The organism is Alteromonas sp. ABH4_457 (genome assembly GCF_056160625.1).
On record NZ_JBSWXN010000007.1, the window covers coordinates 366,645 to 386,973 of the forward strand.

The following is a 20,329-nucleotide window of genomic DNA, read 5'->3' on the forward strand; positions in this document are numbered from 1 at the left end:
GTTCCCTTTTCCTGTTCGAACTAATCGCGGGCAGTCAGTACGGTGAGGTTGCCGGGTATCGCTTGTACTTCCAGCTTATCTGCTTCACGTATTTCTCCGTCGATGGCATAACTTGCCTGCTCAGGAAGGGTGACGGTGATACTTTTTACCTGTCTGTGTTTTATTCGCCCTGAATTTTGCTTACTGGTTTTAGTCGTGAAGATAAGTTCGGCCAGCGATAGAAACTGTGTTTCACTGTCCTCCTGTGAGGTCAGCCAGGTAATGTCCAGTTTTCCGTCGGTTACGTCCGGTTCGTCGCCGCCCTGAGCCAGTGCTGTGGTCACCGGTGCAGCATTCGCTATAACGAAGCTCGGAGTAGTAATGGTCTCAGTTTCATTATTGTCAAAACTGACCTCCAGTTTCATGTCGGTGTTTGCAGATATTGCCTGCCATAAACCGCGCAAGTAAGCCATCTGTCCGCCTTCGTTCTTCTCTTCACGGTCAGCAGACGCAATCATTTCCTGTTCAAAGCCTACGGCTGCAACCAGTAACATCAGTTCTCCGTTGCACATTGCAGTATCAACGGCCCGTGTGTGTCCGTCGATAATGACATCACAGGCCGTCTGAATGGGCATGAGTTTGCTGATGTAACCATGGAATACCTGACTGAGGGCATTTGCCGTGCCAAGAGGAATAACACCCAGCACCGCACGGTTGTCTGTGCATACACTGGCTACTTCAGTGACTGTTCCGTCACCGCCACAGGCGACAATGATATCCGTACCCTGATTGAGCGCCTTCTCAGCAAGCTCCGTTGCTGAGTATTCCGGGGTGGTTTCACTTACCGTTACCCTGAAATGAGGGTTTAGTTCTGAAAGAATATGTTCTTTTTCCTGCTCCCATTTACCGCCACCGGCGACCGGATTGGCGATGAGGCACAATGTACGTGTCAATTTGAGGCGGCCACCAGATTTAACACTCTTAAGTGCCGCCAGTTGCTTTTTGTTTAACCTGGCCGTTTGTCTGACAGACTGGATTTGATTCATGGCATCCATCACTGAGAGCGTCTGATCTTTTGCCAGTAACCAGGCTGCAACTGTCAGTACTGAACGTCCCCGTCCCAGTGCACAATGTACAACGACTTTTTTTCCTGCTGACGTTTGCTGCTGGATCCAGTTTATGGCAGTGGTAAGTTGTTCCGGTGTCGGACTGGTATGATCAAGAACAGGGATATTCAGATAAGCACAGTCATACTGGTACGCAGACCAGTCAAGGCCATCAAATTCAGCCGTGACATCAAGAATGGCATCCACGCCTTCTTCTTTCAGCGCCGCGACATCACTACCTGACAATCTGCAGGCAAGATACAACTGAGGCTCAATTCTTTGGATAGGAGGTACTTTGTCGTATTTTCTAGCCCATGCATTATAGGTTCCCGTACCGAGTAAAAAAGGGATGAATATCCACCTGATGTAGAAGGGGATAGAGCCGTCTTCACGTTTACGAAAAAGAGCAGGGTAGTTTACGATGTACGCCAGTGAAACGGCTGCCAGTGAAAATCCGCTCCACCAAAAAACAACAACTGCAGGCCACCAGGGAATAAGAAAACCCAGTGCAAATGCTAATATCGCGCCGGCCAGATAATACTTCACCATTTTCACAAAGTGTCTCCTTTCCTGTATTGAACTATGCTGCTGTCATTACGTAATGAAATACTAAAACGGTTAAAAATCCTGTTAGCAACAGGAGAAATATATTCGCTGTTGTCACTTTCATTTTATCTTTAACCTGATTACCTGAAGGAAACCTATGCCGGCCTCTGCGATAAGAAAAGTGTTGTACTTTGTCTGGTTTCAGACTATCTGGTTTCTGGCTATTCTTTACACCTCGGAGCATGTCGCCATTATCGGGCTACTTATTGCCGCGTTTTTCATCCTGTCTCCCCGTAAAAAAACGGACCTGATAATGGCTGCAGGGATTGCCATTTATGGCTGTGTCATTGATGGCGCGTTGCTCTGGTCAGGATTTTTTGCATTCAGTGACTATGAAGGTTGGCTGATACCTATATGGCTTATTTCGTTGTGGATTGCCTTTGGTTTAATGTTGCGTGTCAGCCTCGATTACTTACAGGGCAGATATGCTCTTGCTGCAGTGTTGGGCGCCGTGTCAGGTCCGCTGAGCTATTACGCCGGTGCACAGGCAGGTGCCGTTGTATTTCCGGCTGATACGGTATTAACCCTCGGCATACTCAGTGCACTATGGGCCGTTACGGTTCCGCTTGGTCTCTACGCAGATGCCTTTCTCAACGGCCGGGAAGGCAAAACCGCTGCTGGGAGCTGATTGCAGCCGGGACGACAGGGTAATGAGACCAGACATTCGTCAGTCCAGTCATCCGTACTACTGAATTGCTTCAGTGACCTTGTGTCCCCGCGAACCCAGCAACGTTTTTATGCTGTTAACTTGTTGACCCTTTTTCAGGTTCACAACAAGTGCGTACTTCTTGCGCTTTATGGCCGATCTGACAGTTTCAATAATTTCGTGCCGGTCAGGACGTAATCCTGTCAGTCCTGCGATGAACAGCCCGATAAACAGTCCCGGACTGATTAGCGCGATGTACGTGAATAAGGGATTGTTTTTAGTGAGTGCCGGTCCGAACTGGACGAGCAGAGCCGCGACAATTAAGCCGGCAACAAGCCCGGCAAAGCCCAGCTTCAGGTGAGACGACCATAATGTTTTGCCTATTTTACTACTGACTCTTTCCAGTTTCTCACTGAAATGAGGGTCCATAGGGTTTATCAAAGTAATCTGATCTTTTTCAACTGCGGTTTCAGCGATAACAGACGCTATCGAATTGAGCGCATCCTGCTGTGAATCATAGACAGCAGCTACCTGAATGTGTTCAGCATGTACAATCGCATGAATGTCAGTCAATGTAGCTTTGTTACTCATATTTCTTACCTTTACGTTCCTTTCAGAGCGGGATTAAGACAACACGTGTCACGCTTAAACTATTTCTTAACACCGGACCTGATTAATATATTCAAATACTCATGGTCAAACAGATATATTCAAACTTTATTCCTTTTTGCAGGTTCTTGTTTTTATTGTAGTTACTTAAGTGCTAGAGAGGTGAATATAAGATTTTCATGGTCTCGTCTGAATAATTTTCGTAACTACTGAAAATTATTCAGACTCATCAACCAGTGTTTCCGCAGTGTTTCCGGCGACAAAAAAACGTACGCCAGCGATATGAGTTGCCTGCAAGCATCACGAAGGGGTCTGGCTTTTTATTTGCTTAGGGTTGTTAAAGGGCGCACCAGAGCATCCATCTTTTTTTAGACCGGACTGTAACATGGAAAAAAGTGAATTAAATATTGTGCGTCAGCGCAGAGGTAAGGGCTTCAGTTATTGCTACGAGAGTGGCAGGCAACTGCAGGATAAGCGCAAGCTTAATCGCATCCGTAAAATGGTGATTCCTCCCAACTGGCGTGATGTACACATTGCGGGTGACGCTTCCGCACCTCTGCAGGCAACCGGTATCGATGCAAAGGGTCGCAAACAATATATTTATCACGACAACTGGCATAAACAACGTCAGCAGGAAAAATTTTCGAAACTCAGCGACTTTGCAGACGCTTTACCGGAATTCCGGCAATTCTGCTGGCGTGCTGTAGACACTAAAGGATGGTCCCGCGAAAAGAGTCTGGCCCTTGTTTGCCTGATGTTAGACCACACGGGTTTGAGGGCAGGTAATAAGGTCTATTCTGAGCAAAACAGTACCTTCGGATTAACCACATTACGCAGGCAGCATCTTGAGAAAGAGGGTAAAGCGGTGTCGCTGAGTTTTACCGGAAAGCACGGAAAGGAGCGTCATGTAGATATCTCAGATCCAAAATTAGCCAGCCTGGTGTGTGACAGTGCGCAGGCGCAGGGTTACGCAATTTTTCGTTACACCGGTGATGATGGCCGCTGGCAGGACGTTGACAGTGGTGACGTGAATGCCTTTATTCACTCCCGTCTTGGCGATGATTTTTCCTGCAAAGATTTCAGAACTTGGGGGGCATCCCGTTTCGGTCTTTTGTCACTGCCGGATGTGGAGAATTTGTATCTGCAAAACCAGCGCCGGCGCTGGGATACGACTTTTGTTAAGCACATTGCTTCCATGCTCGGCAATACGCCCTCAGTGTGCCGGCAATATTACATTCACCCGAAACTAATTTCTCTGTGTGAAGAGGAAGAAAATCGTCAGCAGACTCTGATGGAGATCGAAGGGATATTGGAAAAGAATAAACCAGGCAACAAGCTCATTTCGGCGATTGAACAGCGTCTTGCTCAAATTATTGTGTCATAAAACTGTCAACTTGCTGAACAGGGTAGTTTTAATCTGAAAAACAATTTTTAGCGTATAACTGGCATGAATTGCTGTGTCTGATAGCTAAGCTAATTTATTTTTCTGTTGCTTATATGTTCTAAAACAATGATTTGCATTTTCTTTTATTGTTGGAGTGTTGCTGAATCCGGTAATGAAGAAATTGGCAGCAAGAAGCCGTAAAGTCAGTGTTTCAAATAATTAGACTTGAAGGTAATTGCGTTTTTTTGCTATAGTTAGAACTCAAATTAATTGGTCAGGTAAACAAAACGGCGCATGCGGCGCCTTTTTCTTTATCTGTTTAAAGTAAGGAGCTGAATACCGGTTATGCAATTTGAAGGCTACATCTCTTTAGCCCTGTATTTTCTGGCAATGCTGGGAATTGGTTTATTTGCGTACAGGCAATCTACCAGCGATATCTCAGGATATATTCTCGGCGGCCGGCAGGTCAGCCCTCAGGTTACAGCGTTATCAGCAGGCGCCTCAGACATGAGCGGCTGGATGTTAATGGGATTACCGGGAGCGATGTATTTATCGGGATTTGATGCGCTTTACATTGCTATCGGTCTGGTTGCCGGTGCACTGGCTAATTACCTGTTGGTGGCACCCAAACTGAGGGTTTACACAGAAGTAGCAGATGACTCACTGACTGTGCCCGAATTTTTCGCGAAACGGTTCGGTAAATCCGACGCAAGAGTACGAATTGTTTCTGCTGCCATCATCGTGATGTTTTTCACGCTTTATACGTCTGCTGGTCTGGTGGCCGGGGGCAAGCTGTTTGAGAGTGCTTTCGACGTACAGTACCAGTGGGGATTATTAATCACGCTGGGCGTGGTTGTATCCTATACTCTACTTGGTGGTTTTTTAGCCGTCAGCATGACCGATTTCGTTCAGGGATGCATTATGTTTGTCGCTCTGGTACTCGTACCGGTTGTTGCATTCACAGAGTTTGACAGTATTGCACAAATGAATAATGCAGCTCATGAGTCGATACCTGGCCTGGTCGCATCCTGGGAAGGCGTCACTTTGATTGGACTGGTGTCCAGTCTGGCGTGGGGGCTGGGATATTTTGGCCAGCCGCACATTATTGTACGGTTCATGGCAATCCGGTCAGTAAAGGCAATTTCTACTGCCCGGAATATTGGTATGTCGTGGATGCTGGTAACAATCACAGGTGCACTGGGAACGGGGTTTGTCGGTATTGCTTATGCTAATCAGTTTGGCCTTGCGATTGACGATCCGGAAACAATATTTATTGTGTTTTCTCAATTATTGTTCCATCCGTTAATCAGCGGTTTTTTGATGGCAGCAATTCTCGCTGCGATCATGAGTACGATTTCATCGCAGTTGCTGGTATCGGCGAGTTCACTGACTGAAGACATTTATCGTGTGGTCAGTAAGAAACAGGTGAGTGAATCAGACACCGTGAAAATTGGACGTTTTGGTGTAGCAGGGGTTGCGATAGCAGCGTTGCTACTGGCACTGGACTCGTCGAATACAATTTTGTCTCTGGTGAGCAATGCGTGGGCAGGCTTTGGTGCAGCCTTCGGACCATTGGTATTGTTTTGTTTGTATAAACGTGACCTGACACATAACGCAGCGCTGGCTGGTATTATCAGTGGTGCGGCAACGGTATTGTTCTGGATTTATGTTCCTGTCCTGGAAGATGGGAAAACACTGAGTAGTGTTATTTACGAAATTATCCCCGGGTTTGCTGTAAGCACAGTAACACTGTGGTTGTTCTCCGCTATGGGCAAGGCCCCGTCGTCTGAAGTATCGGCGATGTTCAGCGAAGCGAACCGGGAACTGGCGAATCAACAATCTTAAGGTAAATTGATATTATGATACGTAAAAATTGGAATCGCATTGTCATTAAAGTCGGTAGTGCTTTAATTTCACCGAACCGCAAAGGCTGCAGCAGTCACTATCTGCTCAGTATTGCACAGTTCATTGTGAAATGCCGTGCGATGGGAACACAGGTTGTGCTGGTATCTTCAGGCTCAGTAGCCGCAGGTGCACATCAGTTCCCTGATGGAGAACGTACCGATATTACTGTGAAGAAGGCGATGGCCGCAGCGGGTCAGACAGAAATGATGGCTACCTGGGACCGGTTATTTGACTTTCCTTCGGCACAGATGTTGCTGACACATGCTGATTTACGTGACCGTGAGCGTTACGTGAGCATCCGGGACACGATTTTCAGTCTGCTTGATCACAACATTCTTCCTATCGTAAATGAAAACGATACGGTAACAACAGACAAGTTGAAAGTTGGCGATAATGATAACTTATCTGCGATGGTAGCAGCAGCTGCTGATGCGGATGCATTAATTATTTGTTCTGATGTGGATGGTCTTTATGATAAAAATCCGCATACCAATGATGATGCATCTTTACTGTCGGAAGTTGAGCATATCGATCAGCAAATTTATGACATGGCTGGTGGGGCTGTTGAAGGCGGTGTGGGTACTGGCGGCATGCGCACGAAAATTGAAGCAGCAGAGAAAGCGGTATCGCATGGTATAGATACTTTCATTATTAATGGTTTTACCGAGCTTTCGTTTAATATGCTGCTGGACGGAAAAAATCCGGGTACTCACTTCATTGCTCATGAGAAGCCGATGGCAGAAAACGAGCACTGGATGAGACACACAACCCGCGCGCAGGGTGAGGTGATCGTAGAAAGTGAATTTGCGCCGATCCTGTCTGAAGATGCAGAATCGTTGACCAGCAAAGAAATTGTGGACGTTAAAGGTGAGTTCTCGGTGGGAGACACCATCATCGTCAGAAAAGATGACGGGACCAAACTGGTGAAGGCACGCTCGAATTACAGCAGTTGCCTGCTTAACTTTATCGCCAATCAGGAAAATGATGAGTTTGCGTCGGAGTTTGAAGAAAAAACCGGCCCCATCATTTCGAAAAAGAATTTAGCAAATCTGGAGAAAGAATGAGTTTAATTACGACATTAGCAAAAAATGCCAAACAAGCCGCACAGAAATTAGCGGTACTGGATGAAAGCACGAAGAATGCCGTGCTTAAAGACATGGCAGCGGCTCTCCGTGCTAATACAGCGTCAATTAAACACGTCAACACTGAAGAAGTTGCACGGGCCAGAGAAAATGGTCTGGATGCAGCTATGATTGACCGTCTGACGCTGAATGATGAACGCATTGAAGCCATGGCGGAAGGCATTGAAGTGATCATTTCGCTGGACGATCCTGTCGGACAGGAACGGGTCATCGGTACCCGTCCGAATGGCATTGAAATTAAGAAAATGCGTATCCCGTTAGGCGTAGTGTGCATGATTTATGAAGCACGACCTAATGTAACGGCTGACGCTGGTGCACTGTGTTTTAAATCCGGTAACGGCGTTATCCTGCGTGGCGGTAAAGAAGCGCTGGATACCAGTCTGGCAATTGCCGGGTTATTGCAGGATGTACTTGAAAAGCACGGGTTACCGAAAGAGTTGATTAGTGTGGTTCCTGATCCGGACCGTGCGTTAATGCAGGAGTTGATGGAGCAGCGTGATTACATTGATGTCATTATTCCGCGCGGTGGTGAAGGGCTCATCAACTACGTTACAGACAATTCTAAAGTGCCGGTAATCCAGCACTTTAAAGGCGTGTGTCACTTATACGTAGATAAAGATGCTGATCTGGATAAAGCCATGGCGCTGCTGCTGAACGGTAAAACACAGCGTACCGGTGTGTGTAATGCACTGGAAGGTCTGGTGGTGCATCAGGCTGTTGCCGGTGACTTTTTACCTCAGGTAGCGAAAGCCTTTGAAGAGCACAATGTGAAAGTGCATGTAAATGACAAAGGTGCGCAGTACTTCAATAATGCAGATGTTATTGCTGATGATGCTTTTGGTGAAGAGTACCTTGGACTGGAAATCGCCGTACGTGTGGTTGAAGACTTCGATGCCGCTATTCAGCATATTGCTGATTTCGGCAGTAACCACACCGAAGTTATTTGTACCGAAAACGCTGATGCAGCGAACTACTTCCAGCGTGCTGTGGACGCCTCAGTTGTGATGGTAAACGCTTCGTCACGTTTTTCTGACGGCAGTCAGCTTGGGCTGGGAGCAGAAATTGGTATCGCAACCACTAAATTGCATGCCTATGGCCCGATGGGTCTGGAATCGCTCACCGCTGAGAAATTCCTCGTTAACGGAACAGGGCAGGTGAGATCGTAACTTTTCACTGGTCCGCATTGTACTTATAGTACTGAATTGCGATAATCCAAAGCACCGGGCAACAGCCCGGTGTTTTTTTATGTTAATCCGGTTCTTACGTAGGTTTTATGATAGACATCAGCGTTGATTTTCAAGCCTGGTGGCAACAGGTTGCCGATTTTTCCCAGTCCCACAAACTGCCGGCGTCTGCAGTCCTGATCATTGTTTTTTTGCTGACTAAACGTGCCATTTTACGTTTGCTTAAAAAACGCAGTAAAAAAACCGGCGAAGACAGACGTCATTCCATCAACATCATTGAACAGTTGGGTAACGCAACCTTACTGGTGCTGTTGATCATGGTATGGTCCACCGAAATCCAGAACCTCGCAATCTCCATTGCTGCTTTTATGGTGGCTATTGTTTTTGCTACCCGTGAATTCATTCAGTGTTTTATGGGATTTATTTATTACCTCGGCGCCCGGCCGTTTCGCGTGGGTGACTGGATTGAGATGAATAATATTCGTGGTGAAGTGGTGGAAATGGACTGGGCTAAAACCGCGCTGCTGGAAGTCGATCCCGAATCCCATACCTACACCGGTAAGCATTTGTATATTCCGAACAGCCAGCTGGTTACCCAGCCAATCAGAAATCTTAACTTCCTGCGACGCTACACCCTGCACAGTTTTACTCTGGTCATGGAGCCGGAGACGAATCCCTATGCAATTCTGCCTGCTTTTAAAACCCGGACGCTGAAGCATTGCGAACATTTCCGTGAAGTCGCCGGACGTTATAAAAGTTTAATCGAACGCCATATGGAAGCGGAGTTTATTGATATCGATCCGGATATCGCAATTGAAACCAATCAGTTTGCTAAATTGCGCATCACCGTGTCTTTGTTCTGCCCCATTGATGAAGCCCATACGTTGCAGCAAAAAATATCAGAAGACTGGATGGCGCTGTGGCACAGTGAAATTGCCACAGCCAATCGCCCGTCCGGCAAAACGGTAGCAGAGGAATAGCGCTATACGCCTTCCTGCCAGTTACGCTGTCGTGAAAAGTGACTGCTCAGAAAAGCCATCTGGTCAGCCAGAATACGCCGGTTCATCAGGTAGAAACGTTCATAAAGATTTGGCCTGAAAGGAACGGCAAGTAACGGCATGTTAGCTTCTTCCGGTGTACGGGCTCCCTTGGCGTGATTACAGCGCCCGCAGGCTGTGGCGACATTCGTCCATTTATCCTGACCACCACGGGATCGTGGAATGATATGGTCGCGGGTGAGCTGGCCGGGGCTGAAGCGCTGACCGCAATACAGGCATAAATGATCATCCCGGCGGAAAAGATAACGGTTACATAACGCAATCTTTCCGCTTACATCAGTCACTTTTCCGTCGCAGGCAATAATGCTGGATAACGTCAGTTCGCTCCGGATTCCGGCATTATTCCAGCCACCGTGCAGGGTACAGGCGGTCGCACCAAGTTCGAACAACACTTTGTCCTGACAATAAAGCCTTGCAGCCTCTTCAGGCAAAACCCATTCCTGTGGCATACCCGCTTTGTTGAGTCTTAATACCAGCATCAGGGACATCTCCTCATGTGTGACTCTTATAGCATACTGCTTTATATTTCAATATGATGAAAAAGTAATCAATTGCCAAGTTTTTTTGTTGTTTAATTCGCCTGCAAACAGCAAATCAAAAAATCTTTGCAGTTTAAGGAGATAAATCCGGCAGTCAGCGGCTTTCAGGCATTTGATAATGGCATTAGGTAATTATCGCGGCTATACTATGCGCCGCGTTCAAAAGCGAATATATATATTAAAGAAAATAAAGGACAAATAGTGACTCCTATTACTCATTCTTTTCAGTATGGTCAGCATACTGTAACTCTGGAAACTGGCGTTATCGCGCGTCAGGCAACTGCAGCCGTCATCGCCAGCATGGACGATACCTCTGTGATGGTAACTGTAGTTGGTAAAAAAGAAGCGAAAGCCGATCAGGATTTCTTCCCGTTAACGGTTAACTATCAGGAAAAAGCTTACGCTGCCGGTAAAATCCCGGGTGGCTTTTTCAAACGTGAAGGCCGTCCTTCAGAAGGCGAAACACTGACAGCCCGTCTGATTGACCGTCCAATCCGTCCACTGTTCCCGGAAGGTTTTTTCAATGAAGTACAGGTTGTTGTTACCGTACTTTCTGCGAACCCTGAAATCCCGACTGACATCATTTCACTGATTGGTACGTCTGCGGCACTGGCTATCTCCGGTATTCCTTTCAACGGTCCTGTTGGTGCAGCCCGTGTTGGTTACAAAGATGGTGAGTACATCCTGAATACACGTTTCTCTGAGCAGCCTGAAAGCCAGCTTGACCTGGTGGTTGCCGGTACTGAAAGTGCTGTTCTGATGGTTGAATCTGAAGCCAGCGTACTGTCTGAAGACGTCATGCTGGGTGCGGTAATGTTCGGTCACGAACAGTCGCAAGCGGTTGTTGAAGCTGTTAAGTCTTTTGCTGCTGAAGTAAATACTCCGGCATGGGACTGGGCGCCTAAAGCTGAAAACACCGAACTGAAAGCGAAAGTAAAAGAACTGGCTGAAAGCGGCATGACTGCGGCTTACCAGATATCTGACAAGCTTGAGCGTAAAGATGCGGTAACTAAGGTTACTGAAGAAGCGCTGGCTCAAATTCTTGAAGCGAATCCTGAACAGGACGCGAAAGAAGCGTCTGACCTGCTGCACGATCTGGAAAGTGACGTAGTACGTTCACGCATCCTGGCCGGTGAGCCACGTATTGACGGTCGTGATCCAGCTATGGTTCGTGCCCTTGACGTTGCGACTGGCGTGCTTCCACGTACTCACGGTTCTGCTGTATTCACCCGTGGTGAAACGCAGGCACTGGTTGTTGCCACTTTAGGTACAGAACGTGACGCACAGATGATTGACGAATTGCAGGGCAAGCGTGACAGCAAGTTCATGCTGCACTACAACTTCCCTCCATACTGTGTAGGTGAGACCGGCATGATCGGTTCGCCTAAGCGTCGTGAAATCGGCCACGGTCGTCTGGCGAAGCGCGGCATTCAGGCGGTTATGCCTTCTGAAGAAGAATTCCCGTATGTAGTACGTGTGGTTTCTGAAATCACTGAATCTAACGGGTCATCTTCAATGGCGTCTGTATGTGGTACGTCTCTGGCCCTGATGGATGCCGGTGTACCAATTAAAGCGTCTGTTGCGGGTATCGCAATGGGTCTGGTTAAGAGCGACGAAAACTTCGTAGTTCTGTCTGACATTTTGGGTGACGAAGATCACCTGGGTGACATGGACTTTAAAGTAGCCGGTACTAACGACGGTATCACTGCGCTGCAGATGGATATCAAGATCGAAGGTATCACCAAAGAAATTATGCAGATTGCACTTAAACAGGCAAAAGAAGCCCGTTTACACATTCTGAGCGTAATGGATAAGGCGATCACCGGTCACCGTGAAGAGCTGAGCGAATTTGCTCCGCGCATCTACACCATGAAGATTGATCAGGACAAGATCCGTGACGTAATCGGTAAAGGTGGTGCGATGATTCGTTCTATCACTGAAGCGTCTGATACCAACATCGAAATCGAAGATGACGGTACTATCAAGATCTTCGCCACAGAGCGTGCTAAAGCAGATATCGCGATCGGCATGATTGAAGGCGTAACGGCTGAAATCGAAGTAGGCAAAACCTACAACGGTAAGATCACCCGTATCGTAGACTTCGGTGCATTCGTAGAAGTACTGCCTGGTAAGGAAGGTCTGGTTCACATTTCACAAATCGCTCACGAGCGTGTGAACAAAGTGACCGACTACCTGAAAGAAGGCGAAATGGTTGACGTGAAAGTCATGGAAATTGACCGTCAGAACCGTGTACGTCTGAGCATCAAAGAGCTGCTTGAAAAGCCGGCTCCTGCAGAAGCAAAAGAAGATAAAGGCGAATAAGCTTTTATTTTCACCTTGTTAAAAAGGGCGCTTCTGGCGCCCTTTTTGTTTTTTACCTGTCCGTTGCCGGCTCGCCGGTGCACACGGATAATGATCAGGAGTGGAATATGACCAGCGATGAACAGACCAGAATTGAAGCAGCAACCTTCCGCCGGTTACTGAAACATCTGGATGATAATAAACAGGTGCAGAATATCGACCTGATGATTCTTGCGGATTTCTGTCGTAACTGTCTGGCTAAATGGTACAGCAAGGCAGCGGCAGATGAAGGTGTTGACGTAGACTACGAAGCGGCCAGGGAAGCGGTTTACGGTATGCCTTACAGCGAGTGGAAGGAAAAACACCAGCTGCCGGCTACCGCTGAGCAGCTCGCAGCCATGGAAGCGAAGAAAAAATAGAAAACGGCCGGCAGGCCGTTTTTTATGCGTGTTCTTTATCAGCCTGTAAATTACTGAAACGAAAAGCATGGGGCAGTAAATCGCCAACAGTATAGGTTTCTGTTTTACCGTCGTCAGTCACCAGAATCACCGGTGTGTCATCACCTGCAAACTCAGCTATTTTTTGCCTGCATCCGCCGCAAGGGAAGCAGAAGCTGTCATTGGGACTGGCTATTACAATGGCCTTAATTTGTCGGGCGCCTCCTGCAATCATTGCTCCGATGGCTGTGGCTTCTGCACACTGACCAAGCGGATAAGCCGCGTTCTCTACATTGCAGCCGGCAAAGATACTGTCACCGGTGGTGAGCACGGCGGCACCTACTTGAAAACCGGAGTAGGGGGCATGGGCATGTTGCTTTGCTGCCTGGGCTGTTTCTTTCAGTTGTGTTATTCTTTTATTTTCCATTACATCTCTCTGGTGGCTCAGGCTTTACTTTTTTTATCAAATCGGCGATGGTGTCAGCCATCGGATGACTGTCAGGAAGACAGTTTGCCCGCGCCACGTCATTTTCATAGCGAGTGAATCCATTTTTAACATGCGTAAAGTCATTAGTCTCATCTTTTTTTCTTATCTGGCGGTCTCTTTGTCCGGCTGTGCCAGTTCACAACAAGCGCAACCCAAAGGAGAAATGGGGAACCTGTTACTCGCAGAACCAGCGCCGGTCAATCCTCGCTCTCAAATGGCAATTGCGCGGTACAATCAGGTACTGGCGAATGCGACTATTCCCGACGGGGATCGTGCTGAGTTACTTTATCAGCGCGGTATGTTGTACGACAGTGTCGGCCTGGCAGGTCTGGCGCAGTATGATTACACGCAGGCTTTGCAACTGAAGCCGGACATGGCGGAAGCGTATAATTCAATCGGTATTCATTTTGTGCAGCAGCTGGATTTTATTCAGGCATACGAAGCATTTGATTCGACCCTTGATATCGATCCGGAATATGACTTCGCATTTTTAAACCGTGGTATTGCACTGTACTACGGCGGTCGCGCTGATTTGGCCATCGACGATCTCACTACTTTTCAGACTAAAGACGAAACAGACCCTTTCAGAGTGTTGTGGACATTCTTTGCCAAACACGATATCGATCCGGTTGATGCCAGGGCCTGGCTGGTCGCCGTGCGGCCGGGGCTTAATCCCGGACACTGGGCGGTGAAACTGGTTGATTTGTTTTTAGGCACATCCAGTGAAACGGCGTTACTCAATTCGCTTATCGAAGGCATCTCCAGCCAGAAAGAGCTGACAGATCGTCTTTGTGAGGCTTATTTCTATCTCGGTAAATACCATAGCGCGCTGGGAAACAAGGGGATCGCTTCAAATTATTTCAAGCTGGCTCTCAGTACCAATGTGTATGATTATGTGGAGCACCGTTATGCCAGAATTGAGCTGAACCGTTTGCGCCATCCCGCTGACGATACTGAATAACCCGAATCCTGTATGCGTGGATTTATCGTAGCACTGCTGGCTATATTGCTGGTAGGGTCTGACTCAGGTCGTGATACCCGTCAACTCCTTCACAATGCAGAGTCCGCATCGAACCCTGCTTCACTGTTATGGCTGGCAGCCTCAAACGGCAGCGGTGTAGCAGAAGACCGCCTTGTGGCCTGGGCCACTATGCAGGGTTCAGCGTTCTGGCTTAATAAGCTGGTTGCTCTGGATAACGCCGATGCGGCCTGGGCACTGTATCAACTGGTCGGCGATGATGCGAAAAGTGACCGGTTGATGAGTCTGGCTGCTATCGGCAATGTGCCCGAAGCTCAGCTGGCCTTCGCCATGACGACGGATGACCCGGTAAAACGGGAAACCTGGCTTAAACGGGCCGCCGGACAAGGCTATTTGCCGGGTCAGGCAGCACTTGCTGACTGGTACTTACTGCATGCCCAGCCGGAAGAAGCGAGACCGTGGCTTCGTGTAACCGCTAATGATTATCCGCAAAGTGCCTTTCAGTATGGCAGATTGCTGTGGGCAGACGGTAAACGTAAGGCTGCCGGTAAATGGATTGCTCAGGCAGCTGACAGCGGTCATGAAATGGCGGGGAAGGTCAGACGTATTCTGTCAACCTATTCGCCTTACAGCGCAGCCTCAGTGCCGGCTAAAGCCAGAACGGATGAAAGTTGCAGCCAGAAAGTAGGTCTGTTTGCTACTTCGTTATCGACCATCGTAAAAGCCGATGAAATCGTAACAGAATTCCGCAAAGACAAGCGCCTGCAGTCACTGGCAATTTGCCTGGATGCGCCGGTGTGGCTCACGGATGACAGTCTGAACTGTGGTGGCGACTGGAAAGGACAGGGACGCCTCGGCTGTGATGTAAGGCCTCTAGCCAATGCGGTGGAAAAGCGGGGATTAACCCATGCTGTGATTATTGCAGAGCAGGGTAAAGCCAACGTAAATAACGGTGTAATGTTTCTCGACCTGATTGACTCCTATGCGGTTTTTGTTCATGAGCTGGCGCACTTTGCCGGATTTGTTGATGAATATGCGCTGGGGAAAAATGCCGCCAAACGGTACTGCGGCAGTGGGGATGCACCAAATCTGATTTTCGACGGCAAAATTACCTATTCACCTCTCTCCACACTGGATAACTGGCGGGCATTGCAGCCCGGTGCCGGGATCTGGCCGGCACAAAGCTGCGCCCGTTCCGATATCCGTGCCTATAAACCTTCCGGGCATATTACCTTTCTTGAACACCATGACAGCGGGGATATTCCACCAATTTACATGGCTTTGTGGCGCCAGCAACTTACCCGCCCTGAAGCGCAGCGTCCGGTATACATGAATTTGTTTCAGTCTTTTCAAAAGGCAGGGCAAACCCGCAAGGCCGGAAAATGGCTGGATAAATACAATGACTTTCTGGGAGCAGGAAGGGGAGACCCGGAAGAAACGGTTCCTGAAGAAGACGACGAGGAACCGTTACCGTTTTAAAACTGTTTTCAGCGGCTTTGTAAATCGGGCTTCAAACGTTCAACCCACATGGCGGTGGCACCACAAATAGCCACCGGCATAACGATAAAGTTCACCAGCGGGATAAGGGAAAATAAGCTCACACCCACGCCGAAAGAGAAACACAGTGTCTTATGTTTTCCCAGGTGCGCCCGCATCACCTTAAACGGTACTTTATGGTTGTCGTAGGGATAGTCACAATACTGAATGGCCATCATCCACGCATTGAACATAAACCATAACACCTGGCCGATGACAGGGATAAGCAGAAACAGGATTAAAAACACAATGGCTCTGGGGATGTACCAGATTAATTTGGCAAATTCTCTTCCCAGCATCCGTGGTACATCTTTAATTAAGTCCAGCAGACCATCATCGCCGATTGACTGACCAGTGAGGTGACGCTCAACTTTTTCGGCCAGAATGCCGTTAAAAGGAGCCGCTATCCAGTTAGCCAGGGTACCGAAAACCAATGCAAATATCAGCAGCACTGACAAGACTGCAAGAGGCCACAGGAAAAAGCTGATCACACCACGAAGCCAGTCCAGCCATTGCGGGATTAAGCTCATCAGCCAGCTAATGCCTTCTCCTATTTCGCCGAACAGAAAGTAAAGTGCCACGGAAAAAAGCAGCAAATTAACCGTCAGCGGGATGAATACAAACCGTTTCAGGCCCTTTGTTTTAATCAGTGAAAAGCCGGTCATAAAATAACTGAGTCCGCTTTTATTTTGCATTACATCTCCTGAAGCTGCGCTTGAAATTGGGTTCTGAACCGGATTCAAATTGCCGGGCCAGTATGCACATGCAGTATACCTGTATCCGCATGCGGTGAGAAAACCCAATTGTTACAGCGTGTGAGTTTTGATAGAGTCAGCGGATAAGAATAATTTTCCTTTGCGCTGATCACCGGTAACCCGTTATTTATGCTGCAATTTCAGGCATTCTTCAGCTTGGCTGATGGCAACTTAAATCTCCTTTTCCCTGAGAGGTTTTTGTGCGCCTGAAAAAAATTAAGCTGGCCGGGTTTAAGTCCTTTGTCGATCCTACCACCATTCCTTTTCCCGGTGATATGACAGCGATAGTCGGACCGAACGGCTGCGGTAAATCCAACGTGATTGATGCGGTACGCTGGGTGCTGGGGGAAAGTTCAGCAAAAAATCTCCGTGGCGACGCCATGACGGATGTCATATTCAACGGCTCCTCAGCGCGAAAACCTGTCGGTCAGTGTTCAGTTGAACTGGTTTTCGATAACAGCAGCGGTCGAATTGGTGGTGAATTCGCTCAGTATAATGAACTGGCCGTGAAACGGCTGGTAACCCGCGATGCCCAGTCTCTGTATTTTCTTAACGGCACCCGTTGCCGCCGGCGGGATGTAACCGATTTGTTTCTGGGAACCGGTCTCGGCCCCCGCAGTTATGCCATTATCGAACAGGGCATGATTTCCCGTTTGATTGAGTCAAAGCCGCAGGAGTTGCGGGTATTTATTGAAGAAGCTGCCGGCATATCAAAATACAAAGAGCGCCGCAGGGAGACTGAAAACCGCATCCGGCACACACAGGACAATCTTGAGCGTCTGGAAGATGTGCGGGGTGAACTTGGCCGGCAACTGGAAAAGTTGCAACGTCAGGCGGCTGCCGCTCAACGCTATAAGGCCCTGAAGGCCAGTGAACGGAAATTGAAAGGTGAGCTGTCTGCCATCCGCTGGCTCAAACACACGCAGCATATTGAAAAGATCGAAGGTGAACTGGCAAAAGAACAAAATGAGCTGGATGCACTGATTGCACAGCAGCGTGGTGATGAGGCCGGTATCGAGAAATACCGCACGCAGTCGGAAGACATTAAGGCGGCACTGGATGACGTTCAGCAGGCTGTGTTCACCATTTCCACGCAAATTACCCGCATTGAACAGAACACCCTTCACAGTCAGCAGCGTGACAATCAGATTTCAGCTGAACTGGAAGAGCTTCATCAGCGCCGTGAACTGTTAGCGGCGTCGCTTCAGGAAGCTGAGCAGGCACTTGAGAAGGCTGATATGTCTCTTGAACAGTCTGAGCCTGAACTGCTGATGTTAGAAGAAACGATCTTCCAGGCTGAAGAGCGGGCTGAATCTGCGGAATCTGCGTTAAGGGACTACAACCGCAAGCGTCGTGAACAGGAACAACACTATCATTCTCTTAAGCAAAAGGTGCAGGGTTTACACAGCCAGATCCAGTCGGTGACCAGTATGCAACTGCGCACGACACAGCGCATCGGTGAATTGAATGATGAGCTGGCGGCACTGGATTATGACACGTTGAGTCAGCGTCTCGAAGAAGCGCAGGCTGAGCAGGAACTGGCCGCAGAAAAATCCGCTATTGCTGAAGATGAAGTGATTATCAGTAAAGATGCGCTTAATGTCGCATCAGAACAATATCAGACGGCAACCGCTGCTCAGGCAGGTTGTCAGCGGGAACTGGACCAGGCGGCTTCACGTTTTGCAGCCCTTGAAGCGTTGCAGGAACTGGCGGAAGCTGAAGCAGGCGAACTTCCTGAGGGTGTTGCATTACTGTGGAAAAGTATCAGCGTAAAGCCGGGGTTTGAGGCGCTGATTGAAAAAGTCACTGTGTGGTTAAACGACCCGCTGGTGGCAGCAGAGTATCCAGTGGAAACCCTCATCGCCTCAGCAGAACATTTTCCCCAGGGGCACAGGATCCTGCCACTTCATACAGACAGACCACCTGCAGAGAGTACACTGGCGTCATGTTTGAATGACGGCTATATCCCGTCATTGTTTTACCGTATCCGCCTTGTCGCCGATTTGGCGGCAGCAAGGAAGTTATTGCCGGCTCTGGCTGCCGGTGAATCGGTAGTCACTGAAACCGGAGAATGGTTATCTGCAGACTGGTTGTTAAGAGGGACCGTACAGGAAGACAGTGCAGGTGCACTGCAACGTCATGGGCAAATGGCGAAATTGCAGAGCGAAATTGACAGCCTGAGTGAACAGCTTGCAGAACTTCAGTTTCAGGCAGACAGTGCCGCCGAGGAAAAAACACAGGCGGAAGAGCATCTTGAAATCACCAGGCAGGCACAGGTGCGCTCTGCTCAGCAACAACAGCAGGCTGCACATCAGGTAGCCATGCTGAAGCAGGAAGTTGCCCAGTTAGCCTTGCGGCAGCAAAAAATCCGCGATGAACTTACCCGGCAACAGCAGACTCTGGCCGGGGATGATGAGCAACTTGATACATTGACGGCTCAGCTTGAAGTGCTGGAAATGCAGTTGATGGATGCGGAGGAAGAGGAGCAGAATGCGTCGTCAGAGCGGGAAAGGTTCGAGCACGAACAGCAGGATGCGAGGCAGTCTGCAGAGCAGCAGAAATCCCGTAAACATCAGCTTGAACTGTCTGTACAGCAGCAGCGAAATCAGCAGCAATTATACCGTGAACAGGTAACGCGTAACCAAGCGCAGCTGGCTGAGTACCGCCAGCGTGAAGACACATTAACGCTGGAAAAACAGTCCCTTAGCCAGCCTATGGCGATGCATGAAGCACAACTTGCGCAATTACTCGAAGACCGGGAAGTGCAGGAATCGTTGCGCATAGAAAAGCAGAATGCGTTAAGCGATGTGGAAGCTCTGCTGAGGGAAGCGCAGCAGGGGCATCATGGCGTTGCTGTGAAAATTCAGCAACGGAACACTGTTATAGACGGGTTAAAAATTGATATCGAAGGCGCCCGTGTAAGGGCCATGTCGGTACTCGAATTATTGCAGGAAACCGGCCAGTCTCTGAAAGAAATTTTACCGGAACTGGATGACACTGCTGATGAAAAGAGCTGGCAACAGGAACTGGAAAAAACCACCGCAGCGGTTTCCCGTCTGGGGGCGGTGAATCTGGCGGCCGTGGAAGAATATGAGACGCAGGCGGAACGGAAACAGCATCTCGATACGCAGTTTGATGACCTGGTATCTGCGCTGGATACGCTGCAAAGTGCTATCCGTAAAATAGACAAAGAAACCAAAACCCGTTTTTCAGCAACCTTTGAACAGGTAAATGAGGATCTGAAACAACTCTTTCCCAAAGTATTTGGCGGCGGCTCTGCCTATCTGGCACTGACAGATGATGATCTGCTTGAGACCGGTGTGACAATTATGGCCCGGCCGCCCGGTAAGAAAAATAGTACAATTCACCTTTTAAGCGGTGGAGAAAAAGCGTTAACCGCTTTATCATTGGTGTTTGCAATTTTCCGGTTGAATCCGGCGCCCTTCTGTTTACTTGACGAAGTGGATGCGCCGCTGGACGATGCCAACGTGGGGCGTTTCTGTAAACTGGTATCAGAAATGTCAAAGTCGGTGCAATTTATCTATATCACCCACAATAAGATTGCGATGGAAATGGCAACGCACCTCACAGGTGTCACTATGGCAGAGCCAGGGGTTTCCCGCATGGTTGCCGTAGATGTTGATGAAGCCATGGCCTTCGTCGAAGCATAACAAAG

The 20,329-nt window shown here is 48.5% G+C and carries 16 protein-coding genes; 11 read left to right on the forward strand and 5 right to left on the reverse strand.

Annotated features, from left to right (window positions below; all coding sequences use genetic code 11):
* Window positions 1-20: 20 nt before the first annotated feature.
* Window positions 21-1,640: a diacylglycerol kinase family protein gene (locus ACXAGR_RS19375; protein ID WP_474845795.1), complete on the reverse strand. Its 1,620-nt coding sequence runs from the start codon at window positions 1,638-1,640 to the stop codon at window positions 21-23.
* A 148-nt stretch (window positions 1,641-1,788) separates the two neighbouring features.
* Between ACXAGR_RS19375 and ACXAGR_RS19380 the strand changes: the two genes are divergently transcribed.
* Window positions 1,789-2,319, forward strand: coding sequence for a DUF2878 domain-containing protein (locus tag ACXAGR_RS19380; protein WP_474845797.1), 531 nt, complete (start codon window positions 1,789-1,791; stop codon window positions 2,317-2,319).
* Window positions 2,320-2,376: 57 nt separating this feature from the next.
* Here the strand turns inward: ACXAGR_RS19380 and ACXAGR_RS19385 are convergent, their stop codons facing one another.
* Window positions 2,377-2,928, reverse strand: a complete 552-nt coding sequence (locus tag ACXAGR_RS19385) for a hypothetical protein (protein WP_474845799.1) — start codon at window positions 2,926-2,928, stop codon at window positions 2,377-2,379.
* A gap of 403 nt (window positions 2,929-3,331) precedes the next feature.
* Here ACXAGR_RS19385 and ACXAGR_RS19390 point away from each other — a divergent pair, with 403 nt between their 5' ends.
* From ACXAGR_RS19390 to ACXAGR_RS19410, 5 genes are all read left to right on the forward strand, one after another.
* Complete coding sequence (locus ACXAGR_RS19390) at window positions 3,332-4,330, forward strand: DNA topoisomerase IB (RefSeq protein ID WP_474852020.1); 999 nt, start codon at window positions 3,332-3,334, stop codon at window positions 4,328-4,330.
* 345 nt (window positions 4,331-4,675) lie between these two features.
* Window positions 4,676-6,175 (forward strand): sodium/proline symporter PutP, encoded by a 1,500-nt coding sequence (putP, locus tag ACXAGR_RS19395; RefSeq protein WP_474852022.1) that lies wholly within the window; start codon window positions 4,676-4,678, stop codon window positions 6,173-6,175.
* A gap of 14 nt (window positions 6,176-6,189) precedes the next feature.
* The gene (proB, locus tag ACXAGR_RS19400; protein ID WP_474845805.1) at window positions 6,190-7,299 is read left to right on the forward strand and encodes a glutamate 5-kinase; all 1,110 of its coding nucleotides are present in this window, start codon (window positions 6,190-6,192) and stop codon (window positions 7,297-7,299) included.
* Window positions 7,296-8,543 (forward strand): glutamate-5-semialdehyde dehydrogenase, encoded by a 1,248-nt coding sequence (locus ACXAGR_RS19405; RefSeq protein ID WP_474852024.1) that lies wholly within the window; start codon window positions 7,296-7,298, stop codon window positions 8,541-8,543. Before proB ends, ACXAGR_RS19405 begins: the two co-directional genes overlap by 4 nt.
* A 110-nt stretch (window positions 8,544-8,653) precedes the next feature.
* Window positions 8,654-9,541 carry a mechanosensitive ion channel family protein gene (locus ACXAGR_RS19410; RefSeq protein WP_442858461.1) on the forward strand — a complete coding sequence of 296 codons (888 nt, stop codon included), beginning with the start codon at window positions 8,654-8,656 and terminating at the stop codon, window positions 9,539-9,541.
* 2 nt (window positions 9,542-9,543) lie between these two features.
* Here ACXAGR_RS19410 and ACXAGR_RS19415 read toward each other — a convergent pair whose 3' ends face one another.
* A complete protein-coding gene (locus ACXAGR_RS19415) occupies window positions 9,544-10,098 on the reverse strand; it encodes an HNH endonuclease (protein ID WP_303574229.1) in 555 nt (184 codons plus the stop codon).
* A gap of 261 nt (window positions 10,099-10,359) precedes the next feature.
* On the opposite strand from ACXAGR_RS19415, the gene pnp reads away from it, so the two are divergent.
* On the forward strand, window positions 10,360-12,480 hold the full coding sequence (gene pnp / locus ACXAGR_RS19420) for a polyribonucleotide nucleotidyltransferase (protein WP_474852026.1): 2,121 nt from the start codon (window positions 10,360-10,362) through the stop codon (window positions 12,478-12,480).
* 107 nt (window positions 12,481-12,587) lie between these two features.
* On the forward strand, window positions 12,588-12,878 hold the full coding sequence (locus tag ACXAGR_RS19425; protein ID WP_119501227.1) for a DUF1244 domain-containing protein: 291 nt from the start codon (window positions 12,588-12,590) through the stop codon (window positions 12,876-12,878).
* Window positions 12,879-12,900: 22 nt separating this feature from the next.
* Here the strand turns inward: ACXAGR_RS19425 and cdd are convergent, their stop codons facing one another.
* Window positions 12,901-13,344 (reverse strand): cytidine deaminase, encoded by a 444-nt coding sequence (cdd, locus tag ACXAGR_RS19430; protein ID WP_474852156.1) that lies wholly within the window; start codon window positions 13,342-13,344, stop codon window positions 12,901-12,903.
* Window positions 13,345-13,453: 109 nt separating this feature from the next.
* On the opposite strand from cdd, the gene nlpI reads away from it, so the two are divergent.
* Window positions 13,454-14,344, forward strand: coding sequence for a lipoprotein NlpI (gene nlpI / locus ACXAGR_RS19435; protein WP_474852028.1), 891 nt, complete (start codon window positions 13,454-13,456; stop codon window positions 14,342-14,344).
* Window positions 14,345-14,356: 12 nt separating this feature from the next.
* Window positions 14,357-15,841 (forward strand): SEL1-like repeat protein, encoded by a 1,485-nt coding sequence (locus ACXAGR_RS19440; protein ID WP_474845812.1) that lies wholly within the window; start codon window positions 14,357-14,359, stop codon window positions 15,839-15,841.
* An 8-nt stretch (window positions 15,842-15,849) separates the two neighbouring features.
* On the opposite strand, the gene cysZ is transcribed toward ACXAGR_RS19440, so the two are convergent.
* A complete protein-coding gene (cysZ, locus tag ACXAGR_RS19445) occupies window positions 15,850-16,593 on the reverse strand; it encodes a sulfate transporter CysZ (protein WP_474852030.1) in 744 nt (247 codons plus the stop codon).
* Window positions 16,594-16,853: 260 nt separating this feature from the next.
* Between cysZ and smc the strand changes: the two genes are divergently transcribed.
* Window positions 16,854-20,324: a chromosome segregation protein SMC gene (smc, locus tag ACXAGR_RS19450; protein WP_474852032.1), complete on the forward strand. Its 3,471-nt coding sequence runs from the start codon at window positions 16,854-16,856 to the stop codon at window positions 20,322-20,324.
* The last annotated feature ends 5 nt before the right edge of the window (window positions 20,325-20,329 follow it).